The sequence below is a fragment of the Vibrio sp. 10N.247.310.17 genome, assembly GCF_041466605.1.
In the GTDB taxonomy this organism is placed as follows: Bacteria; Pseudomonadota; Gammaproteobacteria; order Enterobacterales; family Vibrionaceae; genus Vibrio; species Vibrio tasmaniensis_A.
In genome coordinates, this window is record NZ_JBFSTC010000045.1 from 1 (window position 1) to 23,994 (window position 23,994).

Consider the following 23,994-nt stretch of genomic DNA (forward strand, 5'->3'; position numbering starts at 1 on the left):
CCCTGCGTTACCCATCAAAAGATATTGCAGGCCTTTATGAACATCGTTGGGAAATTGAGCTAGGCTACCGAGAGCAAAAACAATACATGCTTGGAAATCGTCTCACGCTGCGAAGTCGTTTACCAGAACTGGTAAAGCAGGAGTTATGGGGCATCTTGCTTACTTACAATTTAATCCGATACCAGATGGTCGAGCTCTGCTTCAATTTAAAGGGAAATTACCTTCCTTATCAACTGAGTTTTAACGGCACATTAGCTCATGTATCTGCGTTACTTGTAGGCTTACCTTACTCAACACCAGGCGCAATACCTCGTCAGCTAAAAGGGTTCCACAACATGGCTGAAAGCTTAATACTTGAAGGGCGAAGGGAAAGGACATTCCCTAGAACAGTTAAACCCAGACCACAACGGTATGCTAAGAACAAAAATGCCGTTCACTCTTAAGTGAACGGCATTAGCACTTAATGTGCTCTTTTTTAATATCTTCGACTTTTACTTAGTCAACGCTTTTTGGGCAAGTGTTATTGATGAACCGCTACTACGACGTCTGGTTTGCTAGCACGCGCTCAACAGTATCAACAATCGCTTGTGTTTGAGGATCAAACTCAATATTTACTTGGTCGCCTATTTCGCGGCTGCCAAACAAAGTGCGATTTAGCGTTTCAGGAATCAAGTGTACAGAGAAACGGTTCTCTTCCACTTCACCTATCGTCAATGAACAACCATCAACGCCAATATAACCCTTGCTCAATACATACTTCATTGATTCCTGTGGCAACTCAAACCAAAGCGTGCGGTTGTTTTCAGTCTTGATCACATCCACTAAGTTCGCCATCAACGTAATGTGGCCAGACATACTATGCCCGCCAATTTCATCACCAAATTTTGCTGCTCGCTCAACATTCACTTTATCACCAACAGTCAGTTGGCCTAAGTTCGTCAATCGCAATGTGGCTTGCATTAAATCAAAAGCAATCTGATTGCCCGAAATTTCCGTTACCGTTAAGCAACAACCGTTATGAGCTACTGAGGCACCAATCGCTAATCCCTCAACCATTTCGTCGCTTAGCTCAATGGTATGAGTCTGAAACAACTCTTTTTTATTTATAGCAACCAGTGTTGCCATGCCTTGAACGATACCTGTAAACATAAGATTCCTATTTAGCATTCTAATAACAGTTTTTCATAGCAGTTATTGTGACATTTCTTTATGATTCGTCCAGTGGAAGCTTAAGATCATTGTCTCTGATTCCTTCAGAATGTCCTTTCCTACACTATTATTCTAATTTTCCCTCTTATTTGGAGTTGTTTGTGCATCGTTACAAAGAAGAATCCTCGAATCTAATCAAACTTGCGACCCCAGTATTGATCGCATCTGTTGCACAAACTGGAATGGGTTTTGTCGATACCGTAATGGCCGGTGGTGTAAGTGCTATCGATATGGCGGCGGTTTCGATTGCAGCAAGTATCTGGCTACCATCAATCTTATTTGGTGTGGGTCTGTTGATGGCGTTGGTTCCTGTCGTTGCACAACTTCATGGTTCTGGTAGACAAGTAAAAATTCCATTTGAGATTCAACAAGGTGCGTTTTTAGCGCTTGTCATCTCCCTTCCAATCATTGGCGTACTTTTTCAGACACAACTGATATTGGAGTGGATGGACATAGAACAACTCATGGCAGAAAAAACCATCGGTTATATGAATGCGGTGATGTTTGCTGTCCCTGCATTTTTGTTGTTCCAAACATTGAGAAGCTTTACAGATGGTATGTCTTTAACTAAGCCTGCAATGGTGATTGGTTTTATTGGCTTGCTATTAAACATCCCGCTTAACTGGATGTTCGTATACGGAAAGCTTGGCGCTCCCGCTCTAGGTGGTGTTGGCTGTGGAGTTGCAACGGCTATCGTATATTGGGTGATGTTTGCTCTGCTGTTCGCTTACGTTTTAACATCAAAGCGTTTGGCTAAAATCAATATCTTCGGTACGTTCCACAAACCTCAGCTCAAAGCACAAATTCGTTTGTTTAAACTAGGCTTTCCAGTTGCCGCTGCTATCTTCTTTGAGGTGACGCTATTCGCTGTTGTTTCTCTGTTGGTTGCCCCTCTTGGGTCTTTGGTTGTCGCCGCACACCAGGTTGCAATTAACTTCTCGTCACTGATATTTATGATACCAATGAGTATCGGTGCCGCCGTGAGTATTCGTGTTGGTCATAAGTTGGGTGAAAACAGCACTGAAGGAGCGAAAATCGCGACACACGTGGGAATCATTGTTGGTTTAGTCACAGCCCTAATGACAGCTACATTGACGGTACTATTCAGAGAGCAAGTTTCGTTACTGTACACAGAGAATACGGCGGTAATTACTGTTGCAATGCAATTACTATTGTTCGCTGCAGTTTATCAATGTACTGACGCAATCCAAGTTATCGCTGCAGGGGCTTTGCGTGGATACAAAGACATGCGTTCGATCTTCAACATTACTTTCGTTGCTTACTGGTTGCTTGGTCTTCCTATTGGCTACATTTTAGGAATGAAAGATTGGATTGTTGAGCCTATGGGCGCGCACGGTTTCTGGGTTGGGTTCATTGTTGGTCTAACGTCTGCAGCTATTATGCTAGGTATGCGTCTGCACTGGATGCACAAACAAGACGACGATGTGCAGTTAGAATTTAGCTCTCGCTGAGTTCTAACTCACTCAACCGGTATCCCTGATATTGAATACGAAAAAGAGCTCTGATATTCAGAGCTCTTTTTCGTTTACTGTGTGTGTATGACTATATTGTACTGAACAATCTGATTGGTATTAATACTCACTCTTTTCTCTAACGAAGCGCGCAAACTTGGGTTTTCCATTTTGAGTAAAGCCATTGTAGCGAAAGGTAATACGGCTGCCGATCTCAGGCGGCGCAAGTCTCATTTGATCACTGAACCCGCTTCCGATATAAAACTCAACCCCTTCTTCCGTGTGAACCAAAATCGAACCCATCATCCCTTTATACTTCCCTGTCCCGCCTTTGTAGCCAATAACTGTGGCTTCGGCATCGTGATGCCTTTTTAGTTTTAACAGGTCATTGCTTCGACCTGCTTGATAACGACTGGTGATCTTTCTGAGCATCAAACCTTCGCCATTACGTTCATCGACATTGTCTAATTGATAAAACAGAGCTTCTTCATTTTGAATAGGTACATGTTCGATGTAGCTGACATGAGGTTCTCCAATCATACTTACCCAATGCAATATGTTGTAATAGCGCTTTTGATAATCGCCAGTAGCCCCTGGCATATCAAACAGCATCAAGTCTATTTGGCGCCACGCAACATCACTAGGTGTGTGATCGAGGACGGTAGATTGGACTAAGTGGAACTTTCCTCTTCCTGCCCAGAGCTCCCCTTCAAGGTGTACCTTCGGTAAGTTTTTTGTAAACCACTTCGGTGAGTAAATGCGATTCCCATTTCGAGTATAAAGGTGTTGTCCGTCCCAAAGAGCACGAATCCCATCAAGCTTTTCACTCTTCCAGTATTCAGAAACATCAATGCCTTGTTGGTATGTGTTTGCGAGCACCAGATGATCAGGCGGTAAATAGGATGAATGAGAAGAAAGCGAACACGCCCATAGAGTGGCTATCGCCAATTTAGTTAATCTCATCATCTGCTCCGTATTGATATCTGTAGTGGTCAACAAACGCCTTTAATCCTAAGCGTTCTGACACGTAGCTAGACAACCTTTGCTAGAAGATGCGACCCACACATCAACCTTATTTAACTTTCAATTTCATTCATATAATTAATGACTTATGGGTCTCAAATGTTAACCCATTTTTAGTTCTCATATTGAGAAACCAACTTTCTCAATATGAGATAGATATTAGCAGTCGATTTAAGTTGTTGAAAAATATAAATATAAAAGTTGGCACATTCAGTGCAATTGTCCATACATACTCAAAAGGAGATATCGCTATGGAACTACGTAAGATTGATTTAAATACAACGACACTGACTCTTTCTATCTTCGGTGATTTAGATGCAGCAGGTAGCCGTGATGCTCAAACCGATATTGACGATGTAATCTCAAATGATGGCCACCCTGAAATCGAAGTTGATTTCAGCCAAGTTGAGTTTTTAGATTCATCTGGTGTTGGCGCAATTGTTTACATGTTCAAACGCCTAACTGAACGCGAACGCAACATGCGACTTGAAAATGTGACTGGTCAACCTCTTGAAATTATGAACTTGTTACGTATTGGCCACGCTATCCCAGTAAATTCAAAAAATCCTACAAATTCATGAAGATCCACTAAGCTAGAAGTAACAAAACATAATAATAAAAAGTAAAAACATAGGACGTTGGCATGAAAATACTGAAAAGCTACATAGCCCTTTCTCTGTCTGCTTTAGTTCTAGGTGGCTGTACTAGCTACCCTGAACAAGGCACTGGCGGCTTGGCTGAAAGTTATGACTCAATTAATTACCAAAATTCCGACTTTTCTCCTGTCATGCCAGACGAGCCTCTTGGTCCTGAACACGGATTACGTTTTGATTGGCAACTGGCTAAATTACATCTTGATGCCTTGATTCAAGAAGGCGCCCGTTGGTGCTTCCCCGCTGCTGTTGTGCAAGCGATAGAGAAGCAAAATCGTATCGCTCGCGAACTACAAGGTGGCCTGCTTCTAGATGCGGCAAACGACCTAGTCATTCAAAGAAAACGTTTAAACGAACTTGAAGTCCAACTGGACTATGTGACGTCACAAGCACGGTGTCAACCACCAAAAAATGAAAACCAATTTAGAATGCAATTGTCGGTTATCGAACAGTTGTACGACCTGCTTAATGTTGACAACCAATTCGCGGAAAACTCTACTGAAGTCAATCCCAAATACATGGGACGACTTGCCGAGGCAACGACGCTACTGAAAGAACATAAATCTCTAGACCTTGTTGTTACCGGCCATGCTGATGCCACGGGTACTGAAGAATATAACGATGACTTGGCACTTGGACGTGCTAAACAAGTCGAACGCTACCTAACTATTTTTGGCTTAGGTGCTCAGCGAATCAAAGCAGTGTCTGTTGGTGAAACGGTTCCTCTTTTTGAAGGCGAATCAGACGGTACGCGTTTAACCAACCGCAGAGTGAGTATCGAAGTTATCTCCCCTAAGAACGCTGAGAAAATGGGAGGTGGATTATGAAATTATTGATCGCTTTTATCATCACCCTATCGTTATGCCTTTCGAACCTCGTAAATGCTAACGAAGAGTTTTCAGACGCGGTTCAAGTCGGTGACCTTATCCAAGTTAACGTACCCGGTGAAAGTACGTTGAACAAAGGGTTCCAAGTGGATAAACGTGGCCGCATTACCCTTCCTGAAGTGGGCGCCGTATTTGTTGCGGGTTATAACAGTGAACAACTTAACAAAGTCGTTTTAGAGTCACTGGCTACCGCTTACAAAGATCTTTCAAACGCTTCTGTATATGTAAAAGAGCAGCAAATTATCATCTACGTGCAAGGTTATGTAGAACAACCCGGTGAATACACACTGGCGTTAGGCTCAAGTATCCAAATGGCACTTTACGCAGCAGGTGGATTACGTCCCGGCGCACAACTGGACAAATTGATACTTAAGCGAGGTGCGGACAAGAAAGAGTTTAACTACAAACGATTCCTTGATTCAGGTGATGAATCAACACTACCTACTCTGCAATCACTGGATTCATTATTCGTTCCAGCTTCCCCATTAGTCGGTAACATCGAGCAAGAGTTTGACGCAGCAAAGCTTGCAAACTCAGGTGACAGTGCTGACTCTCGCAATTCGATTAAAGTGTTTGGTGAGGTAAACGCGCCGGGTTCGTTCACTTACAAAGAGAACACCGACCTTGTCGACGTATTAATGCGTTCAGGCGGGGTAACTCGCTATGCCAGTGTTGAACAAATCCGTGTAATTTCAAATAATACGCCTACGCTGTTCAACCTTAAGCGTTATTTGGATTCTGGTGACGAAAGCCTACTTCCAATCTTACGCCCAGGTGCAACCATTTTTGTGCCGAAGCAAGAGGAAGAGATCAAATCCGGCGCAAACATGGTTTACGTTATGGGTGAAGTCGCTGCCCCTGGCGCTTTTGAAGGAAAGAGAGACGCGACCTTCATGGATATCCTTGCCAATGCTGGCGGTCCGACTCGATTTGCAGAGTCGCGTCAAATACGCGTAATTAAAGCGGATGGTCGAGTACTTAAATTCGATTTAGCGGCTTACACTGAAGGCTTGCCTAACTCTAACCCACCGAATATTAAAGCCGGTGACGCGATCTTTGTTCCTGAGAAAACCGACATGAACGAGAAGTCATGGTTAAAGATCGCACCAGACAGAGCAGTTAACGTGATCGGTGAGGTGAATCGACCTGGTCGTATAGAATGGTCAGATGAAATGAACTTTATGGGATTATTGGCACACGTCGGCGGCCCCACGCTACGCGCTGACACATCGAAAATTGAAGTCGTAACGGGTAGAAAGTTGGTTGTGTTTAATCTTGATGATTTCATCAGAAATGGTGCGCCACGAGATCTGATGCCACAAATTCGTGCAGGCTCTATCGTCCGTGTCCATGACTTACCACAAGATCCGTCAGACAATAAATCTCAATGGGTACGTCAAAGCTCTGATGCTTCGATCTACATTTTTGGACAAGTGAATGCACCGGGTCGTTACCGCTTCACCAAAGACATGCACTTTCTTGACATTTTGTCTGCAGCTGACGGGCCTACTAAGGATGCCGATATACACAACGTGCGTGTGACTCACCGTGATAAAACCTACTCTAAAGTAAGCAAACTCAATTTATCGTTGTACTTCGAAACCGGTGACGAATCGTTACTGCCAAATGTAACCACAGGTGACACTATTTATATCCCAGAGAAAGGTAAAAACTGGTTAGATACACCGAAAGAAGAAACCGTTCGTGTACTTGGCGCGATTAACAACCCAGGACGTTATGTGTTCAACGACAACATGACCATTTTAGATATATTGGCAGAGGCGGCGGGCCCTACTGATAACGCTTACGTAGAGAAAATTACCATTGTGAATATGTCTTGTTGCCAAGGTCAAGCTCGTACCTTCGACCTTGTTGAATTCAGCAAAACAGCCAACATTTATAACCTACCAGAACTGCGCGCTGGTGACACTATCTACATCCCAGATCGCCGAGAGAGCTTTATGGAAAAAGCTCGTGTAGGTCTAGAAGACATACTACGTCTAACAACAATGATCGTCTTAATAGGAGCTTTATAATGACTATTTCAGCAATCCAAGCAGAAGTAGAACAACTGTATCTAGCTTCTGAACTTAACGGACAGAAATCGATTTGCGTGACTGCCTGTCATTCAGGTGACGGGGTAACCTCTATTGCAACTGCATTAGCAGAACGTTTTCTCCTTGCTGGTCATTCTACGCTTTATGTTGACCTCAACTTATACAATCCTGCTTTTAAAGATTTGAACATGTTGGAAGACAATCAACAGGGACAGTTAATTGAACATGTCGAGTCTCATCGTACGTTTATCGGTGTCCCTGCTCCACAAATCGCATCAACGCAATTGGCTTATAAAGATCCGACAACGTTACAAAAAGTGGTGAACAAATGGTTAGACAAATACGACAGAGTCATCATTGATACCTCACCACTTCTCAACATAAACAAAGGCAACATTCCGGCGCAATCTGTCGCGAGTGCTTGTGATAGTACATTGATGGTTGTCGCCTATGGTGAAACCTCTAGTCACCACCTAGAACAAGCGAAAAAGCTGCTTGATGCGCAGAGTATCAATCTTATGGGTTGTGTGATGAACATGAAACAAACACCTAGCTTTGCACAAGAGTTGGTAAGACAAATCAATCGCATGAAATTCCTTCCAACTAAACTTCGCGATAGCTTGGCCAATAAGCTTTACCAAAATGAGTTTTTAAATCTACCGATGTAACTTTTCTGCGCCACGATAGCTTTTTTGTACAACTATTGCTTTTGTGTGCAACTTAGTATTCTTGTGGAACTGTATGGCTGTCAGTAAATCCTGACAGCCACGGTTCCTATTGGACTTTACGCCCAAACACTCCAAAACCAAGTTGGGTGTTTTTGGCGAAATTATTGTTAAAAATACGATTTTAAAAACCACTCAACGCATTTCACACACTTCGAGCGTGGTCTTACCACCTTTAAAACCCTTCAAGAATCAACCGCCCATGCCTAACTTTATCGGTAATGTGACACAGACGGTTAAAGTGCCATGTAAATCGCATCAAAGATGGAATTCGTACGATTATTCCCTAAGATTATAAATAGAGGTGGTTTTTGACGAATTTGTAATAGTTTGACAAAGTTATCCGATGGCTGTTGAAACACAGTGGATGAATTGGCAAATCACACTTCACTGACTTTGCACATTTATCTATTCAAACTTCACCCATCCCTCCTTCTGCTCAAATGGTTCAAATACACGGAAAGGATCACCATCGAGCAATTTAGATAATCAATTTACCTTGGTTACCTTAGTTGTATTATTAAAGAGAAAGGAAACTCAATATGAAATACAAGTTAAGCTCCGTATTTTTGTTAGTAGCAGCAGCCAGCGGTAATGCTAACGCTGGAGAATGTGGCAGCGTAACAATCGCAGATATGAACTGGAACTCTGCAACACTGATCGCCAATATCGACCAATTCATCCTAGAACATGGTTATGGGTGTGATGCCGAACTTATCCCTGGCGACACCATGCCAACAGGCACATCCATGATTGAAAAAGGCCAGCCTGATGTTGCACCTGAACTTTGGAGCAACAGCTTAAAAGACGCATTGGACAAGGGTGTCCAAGAAAAACGTCTTCGCTATGCAGGTAAAGCACTTGTGAATGGCGGTGAAGAAGGCTTTTGGGTTCCAGCTTACTTAGTTAAACAATACCCAGAGATGGCAACCATCGAAGGTGTACGTAAAAACGCTAGCTTATTTAAGCACCCTGAAGACCCAGATACATCAGCATTTTACAGTTGCCCAGCAGGCTGGAACTGTCAGATCAGTGCCGGAAACTTGTTTAACGCTCTTGAGCTGGAAGACAGTGGTTTCACGATTGTTGATCCAGGCTCGAGTGCCGGCTTATCTGGCTCTATCGCAAAAGCTTATGAGCGCGAAGAAGCTTGGTTTGGTTACTACTGGGCGCCAACTGCCGTTCTAGGCAAATACGACATGGTTAAAGTTGACTTTGGTAGTGGTGTTAATGAACAAGAGTTCTTAACTTGTACCACCAAAGAAGACTGTGATTCACCTAAAGCGACCATGTATCCGCCTTCACCCGTTCACACTATCACCACTGAGAGTTTTGCGTCACGTGCTCCTGAAGCTTATGACTACTTCACTAAACGTGGTTTCACAAACGACAAAATGAACTCGCTGCTTGCTTGGATGGAAGACAACCAAGCCGATGGTGAAGAAGCAAGTCTGCATTTCTTGAGTGAATTCCCAGAAGTATGGCACCCATGGGTTTCTGAAGAAGTGGCTAAGAAAGTTGAAGCCGAACTGTAAAAGCTTGGTTTAACAACAAGTAATTACGCTTCAACAATAGAACAGAAATAACGTCGCTATACTTGATGTTATTCATGATTCGGAGCCCTTTTCATAGGCGATTACCTCATCGTATGAACAAGTGGCTCCGAACTATAAGGATATAAAATGGCCGACACCAATTGGTTATCAACCTTTCCAGAGATGGAACGCGGTGATTTACGAACCATAAAAAAGACGCTAGATGGCGCATACCGTGAATTCTCTCGTGAATACGGTGAAATGATTGAATCTCTATTTGACCCTCTTCTTTCATTCCTTGTTTGGTTTGAAAAACTCCTTATCTCAACCCCTTGGATTATAGTCCTCGCTGTTTGTACAAGCCTTGTCTACGCAGCGAGTCGTTCTTGGAAACTGGCTTTAGGTTGTGTCGTTTCCCTGCTCCTTATAGGTTACTTTGGTATGTGGGAAGACACCATGCGTACGCTCAGTATCATCACTGTGTGTACCTTGGTTTCGATATTCTTAGGCATTCCGATTGGCATTGCGATGGCTCGCTCGAATCGAGCGCAATCTATCGTTACGCCGATGCTTGATATCATGCAAACCATGCCGGCATTCGTTTACTTGATCCCAGTGGTAATGCTACTCGGCATCGGTAAGATTCCAGGGCTAATCGCCGTGGTTATCTACGCGATTCCACCTGTGATTCGTTTAACCAACCTAGGCATACGCTTAGTCGACAAAGAAGTATTGGAAGCGGCTACCGCTTTTGGTGCGAGCAAAAAGCAACGTTTATGGGGTGTTCAACTACCGTTAGCGATGCCAACGATCATGGCGGGTATCAACCAAACCATCATGATGGCACTGTCTATGGTTGTTATCGCATCAATGATTGGTGTTAAAGGCCTAGGACAACCGGTTCTTAAATCTATTACCAACCAATACTTCACATTAGGCTTGATGAATGGTTTCGCCATTGTTGCCCTAGCAATCCTTTTTGACCGCGCTTCGCAGGCGTACGCAAGAAGAACCAATGCGCATTTAGGAGGACTCAAGCATGACTAAACCATTGATTGAGATTAGTGGCCTATACAAAGTGTTTGGACCGAAACCGATGTCTGTTATGAACCGAGTTCAGAACGGCGAACACAAAGACCAGATTCTTGCTGACACGGGTCATACCGTTGGTTTGAAAGAGATTAACCTTGAGATTAACCGTGGCGAAATCTTCGTTATCATGGGGCTTTCTGGTTCAGGGAAGTCGACTTTGATTCGCCACTTCAACCGTTTGATAGATCCGACTCAAGGTAAAATCATGGTTGAAGGCATCGATGTGATGAGCCTCAATACCAAGCAATTAGAAGAGTTCCGTCGTCATAAAATGTCGATGGTATTCCAACGCTTTGGCTTAATGCCTCATCGCACCGTGGTAGAAAACGTTGCGTACGGTTTGGAAGTACAAGGTATCAAAAAAGAAGACCGTTTAGCGAAAGCCAATGAGTGGTTAGAAACGGTGGGGTTGAAAGGTTACGGCAAGCAGTACCCTGCCCAGCTTTCTGGCGGTCAACAACAACGTGTTGGTCTTTCTCGAGCTCTGTGTACTAATGCTGAAATCTTATTAATGGATGAAGCGTTTTCAGCGCTCGATCCTTTGATTCGAAGTGAAATGCAAGATCAACTCATTGAACTGCAAGAGAAGCTTCATAAGACGATTGTTTTCATCACCCACGATTTGGATGAAGCACTTCGTCTCGGCGACCGAATCGCAATTTTGAAAGATGGCGAGTTGGTACAACAAGGTACACCACATGAGATTCTGCTGAATCCAGCCGATGACTATGTAGAGGCATTCGTTAAAGACGTAAACCGTGCTCGTGCATTGACCGTTGAAACCGTTATGCAGCCCCCTCTCTATCGAATCACATCTGAAACGATTGAAGGTGCTTTGGCACAAATGAAGATGCTGAAAAATGACTACGCTTATCACGTAACGGATGAAGGCTATCAAGGTCTAGTCACACAAGAGAGCCTACAGGATGCAGTTGAAGATTCATCGGTGCATGACTTCAGTGAAGCGATATACGAAGAAGTTCCAGCCATTTTGCCTGATGCGGTGATTGAAGAAGTGCTACCAGACACTATGTCTTGTGACTATTCTCTTCCGGTTGTTGATGAGGACGGTAACCTAAAAGGTGAACTAGAGAGAAGCGCTGTTGCTGATATCTTCTCTGAAAGTAGCGAGGAAGAAGTAGAAACCGACCCAAAGCCAAAGATTGATAAAGCTTCGTAGTTCAACTTTTCGTTATCTAAAGCACGGCTGTTTAAATTATCGCTATTTGGGTTATAGGGATGTGGGTTATAGCTACTTAGCTTAGCCCAAGCGAGTTAACCTGCTCTAAGACCACTGTTGTTAGTAACTGCAGTGGTCTTTTTTATGTGTATCGGCCTCGCTTTGTCCTGCACTCTCCCCTTTAAGCTTACTAGTACCCAGGCTAATAGGTGCCTAAGTTTATATTTCATAAGAGAAAACAAAATTAAATCAGTTCGTTAGGTTTGTCACAAACATAGTGGCAATTCGGGCGAGAAGGCAATTAATTGCTTTGTTTATAAGGCAAGCAGTTGAAATTATTCTAGAAAATGACTAAAACTTAATAGTACTCACGGATATTACGCTCAACAAAAGGACTTAGTTTGATGAATTCCACTTTAGCGTCAGACACAGCTGCACATCTAAACTCACAAGAAGTTAGCGAGCTTGTTGATGAAAGCGTTCTAGAGCAAATGATTCGAGATACAAGTGCGGATATTATCCCGATCTTGATCGACCATTATGTCGAAGAATCACAAACACGCTTGGTCGCCATAAAAGAGGCTGTCGCTCAGCACGACGCTCAAACACTTGAGTTTGAGGTTCATACTCTTGGCAGCACCGCACTCTCATTAGGTAATCGCCCTTTGGGTGAGTTGGCTCGCGCTTTAGAGAAGCAATGTTTAGAACAGAGTCACGATGCGGCATTTCTGCAAGTTGACGAATTACTAGAACTCGCAGAGCGTTCAATCAAAGCCTTGCTTGACAGGAAACAGGCAGGCTTCAGTTAACTTTGGATGTTCATATAAGTATCAGATAAAAACTCAACATAGTCGTTATTAATATAGTCGCCATAAAGATGCGAACCAGTATGAGTAGCAATGCGGGAAATTATACACACCGCGCCTTAAAAGATTGCATGCGGTAGATAACAAATACACAAGACTCGTATTGATGGTTCCATATCACTATGTTATTGATTGGTTAGGATAAAGTTTCAAAAGGAATACACAATGCGCCCTAAGGTATTGTTAGTTGAAGACTCCACCTCACTCGCCGTACTCTACAAGCAGTACGTAAAAGACGAGCCCTACGATATCTTCCACGTCGAAACCGGCGCGGAAGCTAAGACCTTCATTGAAAGGCACTCTCCACAGCTTGTTATTCTTGACCTTAAATTGCCCGACATGCCAGGGGAAGAAGTCTTAGATTGGATTAGTACGAACGAAATTCCAACCGCCGTCATTATCGCGACGGCACATGGCTCAGTAAACATTGCTGTAGACCTTATCCAGCGCGGTGCGGAAGACTTCTTAGAGAAGCCCATTCAAGCCGACCGACTAAAGACCTCTGTTCGCTTACATCTAAAAAGAGCTAAGCTAGAGAACCTTGTCGATGACATGCAAAGCAAGTTCGATCGTGACCGCTTTCATAATTTCATCGGCTCTTGCCTACCTATGCAAGCGGTTTACAAAATCATCGATTCGGTAGCACCAACTACCGCCAGCGTGTTTATTAACGGTGAAAGTGGTACGGGTAAAGAAGTCTGTGCGGAAGCGATTCACCAAGAGAGCCAGCGCAACGGTAAGCCCTTCGTTGCTATTAACTGTGGTGCTATCCCTCGAGACCTAATGGAAAGTGAAATCTTCGGTCACGTTAAAGGTGCATTTACCGGTGCGACAACCGACCGTAAAGGTGCCGCAATGCAAGCGCATGGCGGCACCCTATTTCTCGATGAGCTTTGTGAAATGGAACTGGAGATGCAGAAGAAGCTCCTACGATTTTTGCAAACCGGTACGTTTACCCCACTCGGTGGCAACCGCGAGATTAAAGTGGATGTCAGAATTATCTGTGCGACCAACCGCGATCCACTGGTTGAGGTAGAAGAAGGACGCTTTAGAGAAGACCTTTACTATCGTGTTCACGTTGTGCCTATCGAGATGCCACCGCTTCGTGAACGAGGAAGTGACATTGTCACCCTGTCTAATCACTTCTTGAAGCTGTACGCGAAGCAAGACAAGAAGAAGTTCAAATCAATAGACAAAGAAACGCAGAATCTACTTAAACGTTATGCGTGGCCAGGCAACGTACGTCAGTTGCAAAACATCATCCGTAACATCGTGGTGTTGAACAATGAAACGAGCGTGACCAAAGACATGTTACCGCCTCCGATTAATAAAGTAGACGCAGCTCCAGCCACGAAATCAGTGACACCGATTCGAGTAGCTGCGCCCCAAGCTGCTGTTGTGGAAGTACCAGAAGCTAAGTTGCCACCTATTACACCGGAAGAGTTGGAGCAATCCTCAGTTGTCCCCGCTAACAACGATCCGATGACGCCCGCATTTACAACAAGCGAAGGTGCTATTCGTCCAATGTGGCAAATAGAGCGAGAAGCTATTCAACATGCCATCAATCATTGCGATGGGAATGTGTTAAACGCTGCCGTGCTGTTAGAACTTAGCCCTTCTACTGTTTATCGTAAGAAACAGGCTTGGGAATCGGAAGATGAGTACAATCAAGCCTAACCAAGGTGTACTCGACGTAAACCTTCATGAGATTTGGCTGTTGATCGACAGCCAAACTTTTGGAGGCATAGAAACGCATGTTTTAGAATTAGCACAAGGCCTGATATCGGAAAGCGCTCAGTATTCAGAGGTTGTCCGCATCGTTCTTTTGACTAAGTTTAATCCTGAAGCGATCATCGTTGAAAAGTTAGATGCACTGAACATCCCTTATAATTACCTCTCTGATTTAGCCTCATGTTCTGCAGATTCAAGTAGTAATAGCGCGACACAGCTTAAACGTGCCGTTCAACATTATCAGCCAAGACTTATCCATGCTCATGGTTATAAAGCCAGTTTGGTCAGCAAGTTAATCAAGCTCCCATCTGGTTTCAACAACACAAAGCAAATCACCACTTATCACGCAGGTGAAACCCCAACTGGCAAAGTATGGCTTTATGACTGGCTCGACCGTTACAGCAGCTTTCTTTCTGATCAGTCGCTCGTGGTCAGTGAGAAGATTAAAGCGAAAGTGCCGAGTAAAACCCATCAATTGAATAACTTTGTTAAAGTCCCTACCGGATTAACAAAGTCCCCTTCATCAAGCCCATTCCATGTTGGCTTTGTGGGACGATTAAGCCACGAAAAAGCGCCAGATCGATTTGTCGCATTAGCCAAACCGTTTCCTGATGTTCGGTTTGAGCTTTTTGGTGACGGGCCAGAAATGGAAGCGTTAGTTAAATCGCAGCCTGATAATGTTACCTTTCATGGGCATCAGACCAATATGGACGACGTCTGGAGCCAAATCGATTTGTTAATCATCCCTTCCCGCTTTGAAGGCTTACCTATGGCGGCATTAGAAGCCATGATTCGCGGCATTCCTGTCCTCGCCACCTCAGTTGGTAACTTGCCTAAACTCATCGAGCACCAAGTTAACGGCTACCTCGCCAATTCTGAGGCCGAGCTAGAACAGTTTTTATCTTTGTGGATGTCATTGTCGATTGAACAACGTGACTCTCTCAGAAGTAACTCGATAGAAACCGTCAAAAACCAATATTCGCCACAAGCTGTTGTCCCGAAGTTGTTGAAAATCTACCAACTCGATCGTTAATCCTAGCCTTAGTCGATAACTGGTTAATTTAGCTTGATAATTTAGCCGTTCTAGTCAGTTTTATACTGATTCTCAAAATGACAAATCTCACCTCAAGGCTAAGCCCTCACTTAATAATCCAACACTAAATCAGTTAGTTAAACAAAATGCATAACTGGCACTCGCTTTGCAATATTTAACATCAGGTGTAACTACGTCTCAAAAGATTGCGAGCGAGTCATGAAGAGTTTATTTGCGAATAGAGGTCACAATGGTCAACCCTGAAGCCAATAGATTGCCAGTCATCATCACTATCAGCACCTTGTGTGTTGGGCTTGGTATTGTTTGGTACTTTGTGCCTCACCCTGCTGTCATTGTCGCGCTCGCTCTTGTGCCATTAGCTGGGTTATTCGTGTTAAACAAGACATTCTGGCTAGTGCTACTGTTCGTTGTCTTTTCATTTTTCCGAATTCACGAAGCCATACCTCAACTCTATTCGTTAAAAATACCGCTGATGCTTTCATTAGGTGCCCTGTCCGCTCTGATCTGGCATGCACTAATCAGTAAAGAGCTAAAAATCTTCTGGCACCCTTGTTTAAATTGGCTCGCCATATTTTGGGTATTGGTTTTCATTGGTATTATCTTCGCGTCTAACAGGCCCATAGCATTTGCAGAATTCAAAGGTGTTTATTGGAAAATAATCGTCATGACGCTGGCGATTACTTGGTTAGTAAACACCACGGAAAATCTTGCAAAAACCGCGATGACGATTATCTACGCAGGCGCTTTAGTCAGTTTTATTGCCGTGTACAACTCAGTAAATGGTATTGGGCTTGTTGAAGGCTCGCGCGTAACTATTGGGCGCGATTTTGGCTCTATGTTAGGTGACCCGAACGACTTAGCACTGGTACTGATGTTCCCCCTTGCCTTTACGATAAGCCAAGCCACCACATCTGGCATTTCACGGTCCAAACGTTTAATCAGTGGGTTAGTCTGTTTGTTACTGCTCGCCGCCATTATTGCGACTCAAAGCCGTGGCGGATTACTGGGTTGTATTGCGGTGATTGGTATTTTTGCGTGGAAACTAGTTCGTTCTAAAGTCCTGTTAATCTCCGTAGGAACCATCGCGGCCGTGGCGCTCTATTTAGTTGCTGGGATCTCAGACAGAGCTTCTGGTGGTGCCGCTGAACAAGGTATCGATGAATCTTCAATGGGTCGAATATATGCCTGGGAAGCGGCAGTAAAAATGGCGGTTGAGAATCCACTGACTGGCGTAGGGTTGAACAACTTCTTCTCGAACTACTTCTTTTATAGTTCGCACTGGGACGGACTGAATCACGCCGTTCACAGTACTTGGTTTGGTGTGTTAGCAGAAACAGGCTTTATTGGTCTGATCATTTTTGTCTGCCTTATCGTTTCTTTGATCAAAACCTCTCGCTCTACGTTAGTGAGATTAAAAAACTCGACTACAGAAATCGCACCCGAACTCAATGCGGTCGCCTATGCGATCTATGCAGGTCTTATTGGCACCATCGTGTCGGGTACGTTTTTGACTCAAGGCTTCAACTGGCCGATTTATATCCTCGCAGCGCTCACAGTTTGCGTCTCTAACGTATCTCAAACTGCCTGTCAAAATGAGAAAACCTAAAACCCACATTTTAACTCGTTGAAAATATTATATTTATTAAATGGCACAGTATATGAAAGTACTTCTATATAACAAAATAGAGGATTTTCATTATGACGTCAGTATCTATACATCAATTCAAACATTGGCTTAAGTTTCATCCTAATTCTCGAATTAGAAATGTGTTTTTTATTTTGAAAGACATCAGAAGCGCAGAGCTACCTACCCCTCAAATACTTAATCGTTGCCTATATCAAGCACACAAGCTAGTGGTGAATTTAGTTTCTGGCTTGACGCGATTCTTCTACTGGACACCGGCTTTCAAAGGTCGTGTGGCTCAATGTGGCAAGCGCCTGTATTTGTATGGTGGTCTGCCTTTCGTCAGCGGCCCGGTGCAAATTTCGATTGGCGATAACTGCCGTATCTCTGGCCACACGACATTCTCTGGTTGTACTCAGCCACTTGAAGGCTTGGAACACCCACTATTGTCGATTGGCAACAACGTCGACATCGGTTGGCAGTCGACTATCGCTGTTGGAGGTAAAGTGGTTATCTCTGACAACGTACGTATCGCTGGCGGCGCGTTCCTATTTGGATACTCTGGTCACCCGCTAGATGCAAAACGTCGAGCGCAAGGTGAAGGTGATGACCCTCAGCAAATCGGCGACATCATTCTTGAACCTGACGTTTGGTTAGGAACCAATGTAACTGTAAAAGGCGGCGTAACTATCGGCGAAGGTGCAGTGATAGCCGCAGGAAGCGTGGTAACAAAGAATATCCCGGCCTTTGCAATCGCAGGTGGTAACCCAGCTCGAGTAGTCGGACAGATTAAATCCGTTGAAGTGACTGAATCCGATGTATTCGATTCATTAGAGACTCATGGAGGTGACCATGCGTGATTTAATCGTATTTGGTGAAGACTTTGGCGGCCTACCGTCATCAACTCAACATTTAGTGCGTCACCTTGTTAAGCAACACAAAGTCTTATGGGTCAACTCTATTGGCCTAAGACAACCGAAGCTGTCCGCTAAAGATGCAACACGAGCGTTCAACAAATTGTTTGGCAAAACCAAAGCCGTTACTCAAAATATGCTCGACTCTGAGGGACACGATAACATTACTATCGTTAACTTAAAGACAATCCCTGCACCTGCTTCTCAATTTTCTAGAAAGTTGGCTCAGCAAATGATGTCGCACCAACTAAAAGCTGTGATTGCAGAGCTTAATCTTAACGCGCCTATCCTATGGACTTCTCTTCCGACTGCTGTTGATCTGTGCGGACACTTAGGCGAGTCAGCGGTTGTTTATTACTGTGGTGATGACTTTAGTGCACTTGCGGGCGTAGACCACAAGACGGTCGCAAAGCATGAATTAGAACTCATTGAAAAATCAGATTTGATCTTCGCTGCTAGTGAAAAGTTGATGGACAAATTCCCTAGCGAGAAAGCTCAGCTCTTACCACATGGTGTCGATGTCGGGCTATTTTCTACACCTGCACCAAGAGCAAAAGATTTACCAAGCAACCACCGCCCTATTGCTGGTTTTTATGGCAGCCTTTCTAAGTGGCTTGATTATGAAATGATTGATCATGTTGCGACAGCAATGCCGGAATGGGATTTTGTATTCATTGGCCCCAATGAGCTTGATACGGTCATGCTGCCTGAGTTGAGTAACGTACATTACCTTGGCCCACGTCCACACCATACGCTGCCAAGCTATTCTCAACACTGGGATGTGAGCTTGTTGCCGTTTGTTGATAACGAGCAGATCCGAGCTTGTAGCCCACTCAAACTAATGGAGTACCTTGCGGCCGGCACGCCAATTATCACAACTCAATTCCCAGCATTAAAGCCATATCAAGAACATGTCACCACAGTTGGTAGTGTAAACCAAATGATTTGGGCGCTTGATCATGCACGCCAGCTGAGCAATTCACCGATCTCTGTCGTCGAACAAGAGAGCTGGCAGAACCGTGGTAACTTCGTACATTGGATGTTGGAGCTTTTATGAATAATCTTAAGTTACGCTTACTAGTCATCCTAAATGCCATGTGGCGCCAACGCTACGTTATTGTTCTACCAATCTTTATTTTGCCCTTTGTTGGCTTTGGTGTGAGCAAGTTGGCCCCGACTAAATATGACGCGCATACCAGTATGTTGATTCAAGAAACAGCCAAGATGAATCCATTTTTGGAAGACATCGCCGTCTCTACCATGCTCAAAGATCGACTTAACGCATTGAGAACATTGCTTCACAGTCGACACGTTCTTTACTCGGTCGCTGATGAACTGCAATTAACTAGTCCAGATATGCCTGAGGTTGAGAAACAAGAGATCATTACTGACTTGTCTCTGCGTTTATCAGTGACTCAACTTGGGAAAGACTTTCTAAAGATAAGCTTAACGTCGAACACTCCAAATGGAATGGAACAAACGCTTCGAGCGGTGAGTGAACATTTTATTGAACAGCTGCTCGCGCCGGAACGTTCGTCAATAGAGGACTCAAGTAATTTCTTGAAAATCCATATAGACAAACGCAGCGCGGAACTTGAAGAGGCAGAAGAAGCGCTAGCCGCATACATGAACGAAAACGTCCAATCGACGCCAGAAGTGCAAAGCCAAAGCTTGAATCGCTTAGCGTCACTCAAACAAACACTGGCGGAAAAAGAGGCGGAATTATCGGGTGTTGAAAAAAGTTTAGGGTCAATCGACCAACAACTTTCTAAAACAAATCCCGTGATAGGTCGAATCGAAGACCAGATCATCGACATTCGCAGTGAGCTGACTCTGCTGCAAGCCAAATACACAAATAAACACAGTGCCGTACAAGCTAAAGTCCGTGAATTAGACAGGCTTGAAAATGAACGAAAAAGTTTGCTCGAGGTTACTCAGCCAACGATGAACAGCGACCAGCTTTGGGACATCGCAAGTAGCACGACACTGAACAAGCTTTCTGATACCCAACCTCTTCTGGTCACTCAATTACACAGCCTACAACTGGTTCGTGCTCGCTTTGAGTCTTTAACAGAAGAGACCAAAAGCCTTCGTACTATGATTTTCGAATTAGAACACAAGGCGAATAACTTCGGTGAAAATGCCAAAGAGATGTACCGCCTTAAACGTCAAGTTGAAATCAAGCGTCAACTATATGATGAACTGACAGAGCGTTATGAAATGGCTCAGCTAACGGGTTCGCTTGGTGTATTCGAGCAAAACAAACGTGTGAAGATTATCGATTTGCCTTTCACGCCTAGCATGAAATCTAACATGCCGACTTTTATCTTTATTCTGGCTGGATTTGTTGCGGGCATCGGATTGGGCATTGGTCTGGCGGTATTGTTCGAGCTGTTTGACTCTTCAATCAAGCGTAAAGACGAAATCGAAGAGATCTTAGGTGTCCCTGTGATAACGGTGATACCTAAAATGGGCTAGTCAGCCTCAAAGGCATGTTTAACTTGCTAGCCTTGTAGCTTCTTAGCTTCTTCTTATCTTTTTAGCTTCCTAGCACTAAACGCCAACATTCGCTTGGCGTTTTGTTTGTCTACAGCCTTTCGATTAACCCAAGCCCTATGCTCCAAATAGCTATTCATTGGTGTTTTGTTTTGATTCCCATTTTGAGAAACAAAAAACGCCCTATAGAGGGGTGGTGTAAGCGGTTGAAATGCAAAGGTTATTTAATTGGCACAACTCCTGCAATCTCATTGTGTAGCTAAACGTTTTAAAGAAGTTACTTCAAGACAAATGTCAGAAAGGCGAAACAAGAATTATAAAGGCAGGGTCCAAATTATGAATACGCATTTAACGAAGCATGGTAAAAAGATCATACACGTTGTTCAACACCTCGCTCCCGGCGGATTAGAAACCCTAACGTTAGATTTGCTGCGCCTTGCTAAACCAACAGACCAAGTGTTGATTGTCAGTTTAGAAGGGACAAAAGAAGACTCGATCAACAACTGGCCGAAATTAAAGCAGTATCAAAATCAAATCGTCTTTTTGGACAAAGCACCAGGCGTACAATTCAGTATCATCATCAAATTGATGAAAGCATTTAACGGTATTCGACCCGATGTGGTTCATACCCACCATATTGGCCCCCTACTTTATGCTGGCTATGCGGCTCGCGTGACCGGAGTTCCAACTCGAATTCATACTGAACATGATGCTTGGCATTTGAAAAATAACAAACGTCGTCGCTTACAAGCCCTTGCATTGAATGCAGCTCAACCAACGTTAGTGGCCGATGCAACACGCGTTTACAATCAGTTACGTTGTGCGTTTTCATACAAAAACATCATCACGATTAAAAACGGCGTAGATTGTGAGAAGTTTAAACCGATGTCAAAAGCAGACGCGAGAGCAAAGCACAACCTACCAACCGACAAATACATCATTGGTTGTGCGGGCCGTTTAGAGCACGTGAAAGGTCAAGATCAGCTGATTAAGGCACTTGCTCTACTGCCATCAAACACCGTTGTCGCAATGGCTGGCGATGGTTCAAAACGCAATCAACTGGAACAACTCACTGAGCGCTTGAATCTCAGCGACCGTGTGATCTTTCTCGGCCTAGTGGATGACATGACTACCTTTTATGGAGCGCTGGATACCTTCTGCCTACCTTCACGCCACGAAGGGCTTCCTCTTTCTACACTCGAAGCCCAAGCATGTAACATTCCAACCGTCGCGATGAACGTCGGTGCGGTTGATGAAACCTTATGTCCCATCAGCAGTTCCCTCGTCAAAAGTGGCAGCATTGCCGGATTAGCCAGCGCGCTATTAGAAAAACAAAATGAACGCTTTTTGTCTCCTCGTCGTTACGTGCTCGACAACTTCGATATCATCAAAATGGTTTCGTCTTACAACGACATCTCAGAAGGAGCATACGCATGATCGATTGGTTACTTGCGGGACTTTGTCTGTTTTCAGGTGCGTTAATTGTCTATCATCACGCTGCCTATCCTTTACTACTACGCTGGTATGCGAAAAGTCACCCAGCACGTCAAATTGAAGAGAGCCATCGTTGTTACAAAGATGAACAGCAAGATTGTACGTTACCCACCATCACCATTCTTGTACCGGCATTTAACGAAGAGCAATGGATCGCAGATAAGATCCGTAACCTTGCTTCACTCGATTACCCAAAAAAGAAACTGCAAGTCATTATCGCTTGTGATGGTTGTACTGATGACACGGTCGAAATTGCTCAAATGACGATCCAAGAAGCGATGTGCAGTGATGTTCATTTTGAGATACATGACCATCAATTAAACCGAGGTAAAGTCACGGTTATAAATGAGGAAGTGACATGCATAACCAGTGACATTACAGCGATGAGTGATGTATCAGCCCTTATTTCATTGGATGCGCTGCTTATTGCCGCCGCTCACTTTGAAAGTGACAAGGTTGGAGTGGTAAACGCAACGTATCAGCTTTGCCCAACACGTAACGAAGGTGAAAATACCTATTGGCAGTATCAAACTGCCGTTAAAGAGTCAGAAGCTTCATTAGGTTCGAGCTTAGGTTCTCATGGCGCTTTCTACTTGTTTAGAACACACCTGTTCGAACTGCTTCCACTCAACACTATTAATGATGATTTCATCCTACCGATGCGAATCGTTAAACAAGGTTACATCGCAGAATACGAAACACAAATGGTCGCACTGGAACTAGAAGAATCAAATTTAGAAACAGATTTCAAAAGGAGACTTCGTATTTCAGCGGGTAACATGCAACAAGCGATTCGATTGTTTGGCTTGTTCAGCCCGAAGTTCAAAGGCATCGCGTTTGCGTTCTTCTCTGGAAAAGGACTTCGTCTACTCACTCCATATTTAATAATTGTGTGCTTAGTGTGCTCAATCTTACTTAGCAACTACTTGGTATTTGAAGCGCTGTTATGGGCTCAAGTTGCCGTTTATACCATTGGCGTACTTGGCTGTATCTTGCCAAATCGTCTAGTAAACAAACCTATTTCATTAATCTCTTATTTGATAGTTGGACATTATGCCAACTTCATTGGTGGCATTCGTTACCTAATCGGACTAGAAAACTCACCTTGGACACGAGCGAATCATTAAGGACTTATTATGATGAACATTGAACAGCTATCTACCCAAAACCTATACCAATACAAAATCTCACGTGCTAAACGTACTTTCGATTTCGTAAGCTCACTGATTGCTTTGATTTTGCTAGCGCCCGTATTTCCGTTGATTGCGATGGCGATTGCACTCACTTCTCGTGGCCCTATTTTCTACCGTCAAATGCGTGTTGGTAAATCGACACCGGAGAAAATGGAAATCTTTGAGATCATGAAATTCCGTAGCATGTACGAAGATGCAGAAACTCGCTCTGGTGCCGTTTGGGCTACCGCGAATGACCCACGAATCACGCCCGTTGGCCGCTTTTTGAGAAAGACACGTCTTGATGAGCTACCACAACTGATCAATGTATTGAAAGGTGAAATGTCTCTAATTGGTCCACGCCCTGAACGCCCTACTTTTTACACCAAACTAGAGAACGAAATTCCTTACTTTGCTGACCGTACATACGGTGTAATGCCTGGCATTACAGGGCTTGCACAAGTAAATCAAGGTTACGACACCTGTATTGATGATGTACGTCGTAAAGTAGGTTTTGACCACAGTTATGCACTAAGCCTATGTTCGGTTAAGTCTTGGATTGCCGCTGATCTCAGCATCATTTCTAAAACCATCATCGTAATGGTAGATGGTCGAGGTCGCTAAACCAGTATGGTCTAAGGTGAAAGAACAAGCTGCTTAGTCCAAGGTGGTAAATAGAGCAGTCTTGTCCGATGTGAACACCAAGCCAGCTTTGATAATGATTTATCGGCTGGCTTTTTACTGCCTCAAAACAAGCCAACCTAAAGAACGCTTCGATTTTAAAATCCAATTGGTATACGATGCCAACAT

At 43.9% G+C, this 23,994-nt stretch carries 21 protein-coding genes; 19 read left to right on the plus strand and 2 right to left on the minus strand.

From position 1 onward, the window contains the following. A partial coding sequence (locus AB6D80_RS13525; RefSeq protein WP_372188748.1) for a transposase occupies positions 1-443 on the plus strand: 443 nt, incomplete at its 5' end. Positions 444-537: 94 nt separating this feature from the next. Here AB6D80_RS13525 and AB6D80_RS13530 read toward each other — a convergent pair. Beyond that, on the minus strand, positions 538-1,149 hold the full coding sequence (locus AB6D80_RS13530) for a riboflavin synthase subunit alpha (RefSeq protein ID WP_102250116.1): 612 nt from the start codon (positions 1,147-1,149) through the stop codon (positions 538-540). 161 nt (positions 1,150-1,310) lie between these two features. On the opposite strand from AB6D80_RS13530, the gene AB6D80_RS13535 reads away from it, so the two are divergent. After that, positions 1,311-2,681: an MATE family efflux transporter gene (locus tag AB6D80_RS13535; RefSeq protein ID WP_372188750.1), complete on the plus strand. Its 1,371-nt coding sequence runs from the start codon at positions 1,311-1,313 to the stop codon at positions 2,679-2,681. A 120-nt stretch (positions 2,682-2,801) separates the two neighbouring features. On the opposite strand, the gene AB6D80_RS13540 is transcribed toward AB6D80_RS13535, so the two are convergent. Continuing rightward, on the minus strand, positions 2,802-3,644 hold the full coding sequence (locus AB6D80_RS13540) for a DNA ligase (RefSeq protein WP_009846756.1): 843 nt from the start codon (positions 3,642-3,644) through the stop codon (positions 2,802-2,804). A 311-nt stretch (positions 3,645-3,955) separates the two neighbouring features. Between AB6D80_RS13540 and AB6D80_RS13545 the strand changes: the two genes are divergently transcribed. The 17 genes from AB6D80_RS13545 (at position 3,956) to AB6D80_RS13625 (ending at position 23,808) form a co-directional block, all read left to right on the plus strand. After that, a complete protein-coding gene (locus tag AB6D80_RS13545) occupies positions 3,956-4,285 on the plus strand; it encodes an STAS domain-containing protein (protein ID WP_004733793.1) in 330 nt (109 codons plus the stop codon). Between the two features lie 62 nt (positions 4,286-4,347). Next, entirely contained in the window at positions 4,348-5,184 is an 837-nt protein-coding gene (locus AB6D80_RS13550) for an OmpA family protein (protein ID WP_372188751.1), read from the plus strand. After that, the gene (locus AB6D80_RS13555) at positions 5,181-7,280 is read left to right on the plus strand and encodes an SLBB domain-containing protein (RefSeq protein WP_372188753.1); all 2,100 of its coding nucleotides are present in this window, start codon (positions 5,181-5,183) and stop codon (positions 7,278-7,280) included. Before AB6D80_RS13550 ends, AB6D80_RS13555 begins: the two co-directional genes overlap by 4 nt. Next, complete coding sequence (locus tag AB6D80_RS13560) at positions 7,280-7,969, plus strand: tyrosine-protein kinase family protein (RefSeq protein ID WP_009846759.1); 690 nt, start codon at positions 7,280-7,282, stop codon at positions 7,967-7,969. The genes AB6D80_RS13555 and AB6D80_RS13560 overlap by 1 nt, the downstream gene beginning before the upstream one ends. Positions 7,970-8,568: 599 nt before the next feature. Then, positions 8,569-9,561 carry an ABC transporter substrate-binding protein gene (locus AB6D80_RS13565; RefSeq protein ID WP_009846760.1) on the plus strand — a complete coding sequence of 331 codons (993 nt, stop codon included), beginning with the start codon at positions 8,569-8,571 and terminating at the stop codon, positions 9,559-9,561. A gap of 147 nt (positions 9,562-9,708) precedes the next feature. Beyond that, complete coding sequence (locus AB6D80_RS13570) at positions 9,709-10,608, plus strand: ABC transporter permease (RefSeq protein WP_372188755.1); 900 nt, start codon at positions 9,709-9,711, stop codon at positions 10,606-10,608. Beyond that, entirely contained in the window at positions 10,601-11,833 is a 1,233-nt protein-coding gene (locus AB6D80_RS13575) for a glycine betaine/L-proline ABC transporter ATP-binding protein (protein ID WP_372188757.1), read from the plus strand. The genes AB6D80_RS13570 and AB6D80_RS13575 overlap by 8 nt, the downstream gene beginning before the upstream one ends. Before the next feature lie 404 nt (positions 11,834-12,237). Further along, positions 12,238-12,642: an Hpt domain-containing protein gene (locus tag AB6D80_RS13580; RefSeq protein WP_009846763.1), complete on the plus strand. Its 405-nt coding sequence runs from the start codon at positions 12,238-12,240 to the stop codon at positions 12,640-12,642. A gap of 222 nt (positions 12,643-12,864) precedes the next feature. Further along, positions 12,865-14,376 (plus strand): sigma-54-dependent transcriptional regulator, encoded by a 1,512-nt coding sequence (locus tag AB6D80_RS13585; protein ID WP_372188758.1) that lies wholly within the window; start codon positions 12,865-12,867, stop codon positions 14,374-14,376. Further along, positions 14,357-15,463 (plus strand): glycosyltransferase family 4 protein, encoded by a 1,107-nt coding sequence (locus AB6D80_RS13590; RefSeq protein ID WP_372188760.1) that lies wholly within the window; start codon positions 14,357-14,359, stop codon positions 15,461-15,463. Before AB6D80_RS13585 ends, AB6D80_RS13590 begins: the two co-directional genes overlap by 20 nt. 250 nt (positions 15,464-15,713) lie before the next feature. Next, the gene (locus tag AB6D80_RS13595) at positions 15,714-17,090 is read left to right on the plus strand and encodes an O-antigen ligase family protein (RefSeq protein ID WP_372188762.1); all 1,377 of its coding nucleotides are present in this window, start codon (positions 15,714-15,716) and stop codon (positions 17,088-17,090) included. Between the two features lie 92 nt (positions 17,091-17,182). Next, on the plus strand, positions 17,183-17,968 hold the full coding sequence (locus tag AB6D80_RS13600; RefSeq protein WP_017100341.1) for a DapH/DapD/GlmU-related protein: 786 nt from the start codon (positions 17,183-17,185) through the stop codon (positions 17,966-17,968). Then, positions 17,961-19,079 (plus strand): glycosyltransferase, encoded by a 1,119-nt coding sequence (locus tag AB6D80_RS13605; protein WP_372188764.1) that lies wholly within the window; start codon positions 17,961-17,963, stop codon positions 19,077-19,079. Before AB6D80_RS13600 ends, AB6D80_RS13605 begins: the two co-directional genes overlap by 8 nt. Next, positions 19,076-20,500: a GumC family protein gene (locus AB6D80_RS13610; RefSeq protein WP_372188767.1), complete on the plus strand. Its 1,425-nt coding sequence runs from the start codon at positions 19,076-19,078 to the stop codon at positions 20,498-20,500. Before AB6D80_RS13605 ends, AB6D80_RS13610 begins: the two co-directional genes overlap by 4 nt. A 354-nt stretch (positions 20,501-20,854) precedes the next feature. Then, positions 20,855-21,955, plus strand: coding sequence for a glycosyltransferase (locus AB6D80_RS13615; protein WP_372188769.1), 1,101 nt, complete (start codon positions 20,855-20,857; stop codon positions 21,953-21,955). Next, positions 21,952-23,139: a glycosyltransferase family 2 protein gene (locus AB6D80_RS13620; protein ID WP_372188770.1), complete on the plus strand. Its 1,188-nt coding sequence runs from the start codon at positions 21,952-21,954 to the stop codon at positions 23,137-23,139. Before AB6D80_RS13615 ends, AB6D80_RS13620 begins: the two co-directional genes overlap by 4 nt. A gap of 9 nt (positions 23,140-23,148) precedes the next feature. Next, positions 23,149-23,808 carry a sugar transferase gene (locus AB6D80_RS13625; protein WP_048611091.1) on the plus strand — a complete coding sequence of 220 codons (660 nt, stop codon included), beginning with the start codon at positions 23,149-23,151 and terminating at the stop codon, positions 23,806-23,808. Positions 23,809-23,994 lie beyond the last annotated feature (186 nt).

What these genes read in the sequence shown, in the direction of transcription:
- AB6D80_RS13575 (WP_372188757.1), top strand. Translation starts at nt 10,601, where the DNA reads ATGACTAAACCATTGATTGAGATTAGTGGCCTATACAAAGTGTTTGGA.
- AB6D80_RS13530 (WP_102250116.1), bottom strand. Translation starts at nt 1,149, where the DNA reads ATGTTTACAGGTATCGTTCAAGGCATGGCAACACTGGTTGCTATAAAT.
- AB6D80_RS13545 (WP_004733793.1), top strand. Translation starts at nt 3,956, where the DNA reads ATGGAACTACGTAAGATTGATTTAAATACAACGACACTGACTCTTTCT.
- AB6D80_RS13570 (WP_372188755.1), top strand. Translation starts at nt 9,709, where the DNA reads ATGGCCGACACCAATTGGTTATCAACCTTTCCAGAGATGGAACGCGGT.
- AB6D80_RS13555 (WP_372188753.1), top strand. Translation starts at nt 5,181, where the DNA reads ATGAAATTATTGATCGCTTTTATCATCACCCTATCGTTATGCCTTTCG.
- AB6D80_RS13580 (WP_009846763.1), top strand. Translation starts at nt 12,238, where the DNA reads ATGAATTCCACTTTAGCGTCAGACACAGCTGCACATCTAAACTCACAA.
- AB6D80_RS13560 (WP_009846759.1), top strand. Translation starts at nt 7,280, where the DNA reads ATGACTATTTCAGCAATCCAAGCAGAAGTAGAACAACTGTATCTAGCT.
- AB6D80_RS13620 (WP_372188770.1), top strand. Translation starts at nt 21,952, where the DNA reads ATGATCGATTGGTTACTTGCGGGACTTTGTCTGTTTTCAGGTGCGTTA.
- AB6D80_RS13610 (WP_372188767.1), top strand. Translation starts at nt 19,076, where the DNA reads ATGAATAATCTTAAGTTACGCTTACTAGTCATCCTAAATGCCATGTGG.
- AB6D80_RS13540 (WP_009846756.1), bottom strand. Translation starts at nt 3,644, where the DNA reads ATGAGATTAACTAAATTGGCGATAGCCACTCTATGGGCGTGTTCGCTT.
- AB6D80_RS13590 (WP_372188760.1), top strand. Translation starts at nt 14,357, where the DNA reads ATGAGTACAATCAAGCCTAACCAAGGTGTACTCGACGTAAACCTTCAT.
- AB6D80_RS13625 (WP_048611091.1), top strand. Translation starts at nt 23,149, where the DNA reads ATGATGAACATTGAACAGCTATCTACCCAAAACCTATACCAATACAAA.
- AB6D80_RS13605 (WP_372188764.1), top strand. Translation starts at nt 17,961, where the DNA reads ATGCGTGATTTAATCGTATTTGGTGAAGACTTTGGCGGCCTACCGTCA.
- AB6D80_RS13585 (WP_372188758.1), top strand. Translation starts at nt 12,865, where the DNA reads ATGCGCCCTAAGGTATTGTTAGTTGAAGACTCCACCTCACTCGCCGTA.
- AB6D80_RS13595 (WP_372188762.1), top strand. Translation starts at nt 15,714, where the DNA reads ATGGTCAACCCTGAAGCCAATAGATTGCCAGTCATCATCACTATCAGC.
- AB6D80_RS13600 (WP_017100341.1), top strand. Translation starts at nt 17,183, where the DNA reads ATGACGTCAGTATCTATACATCAATTCAAACATTGGCTTAAGTTTCAT.
- AB6D80_RS13615 (WP_372188769.1), top strand. Translation starts at nt 20,855, where the DNA reads ATGAATACGCATTTAACGAAGCATGGTAAAAAGATCATACACGTTGTT.
- AB6D80_RS13550 (WP_372188751.1), top strand. Translation starts at nt 4,348, where the DNA reads ATGAAAATACTGAAAAGCTACATAGCCCTTTCTCTGTCTGCTTTAGTT.
- AB6D80_RS13565 (WP_009846760.1), top strand. Translation starts at nt 8,569, where the DNA reads ATGAAATACAAGTTAAGCTCCGTATTTTTGTTAGTAGCAGCAGCCAGC.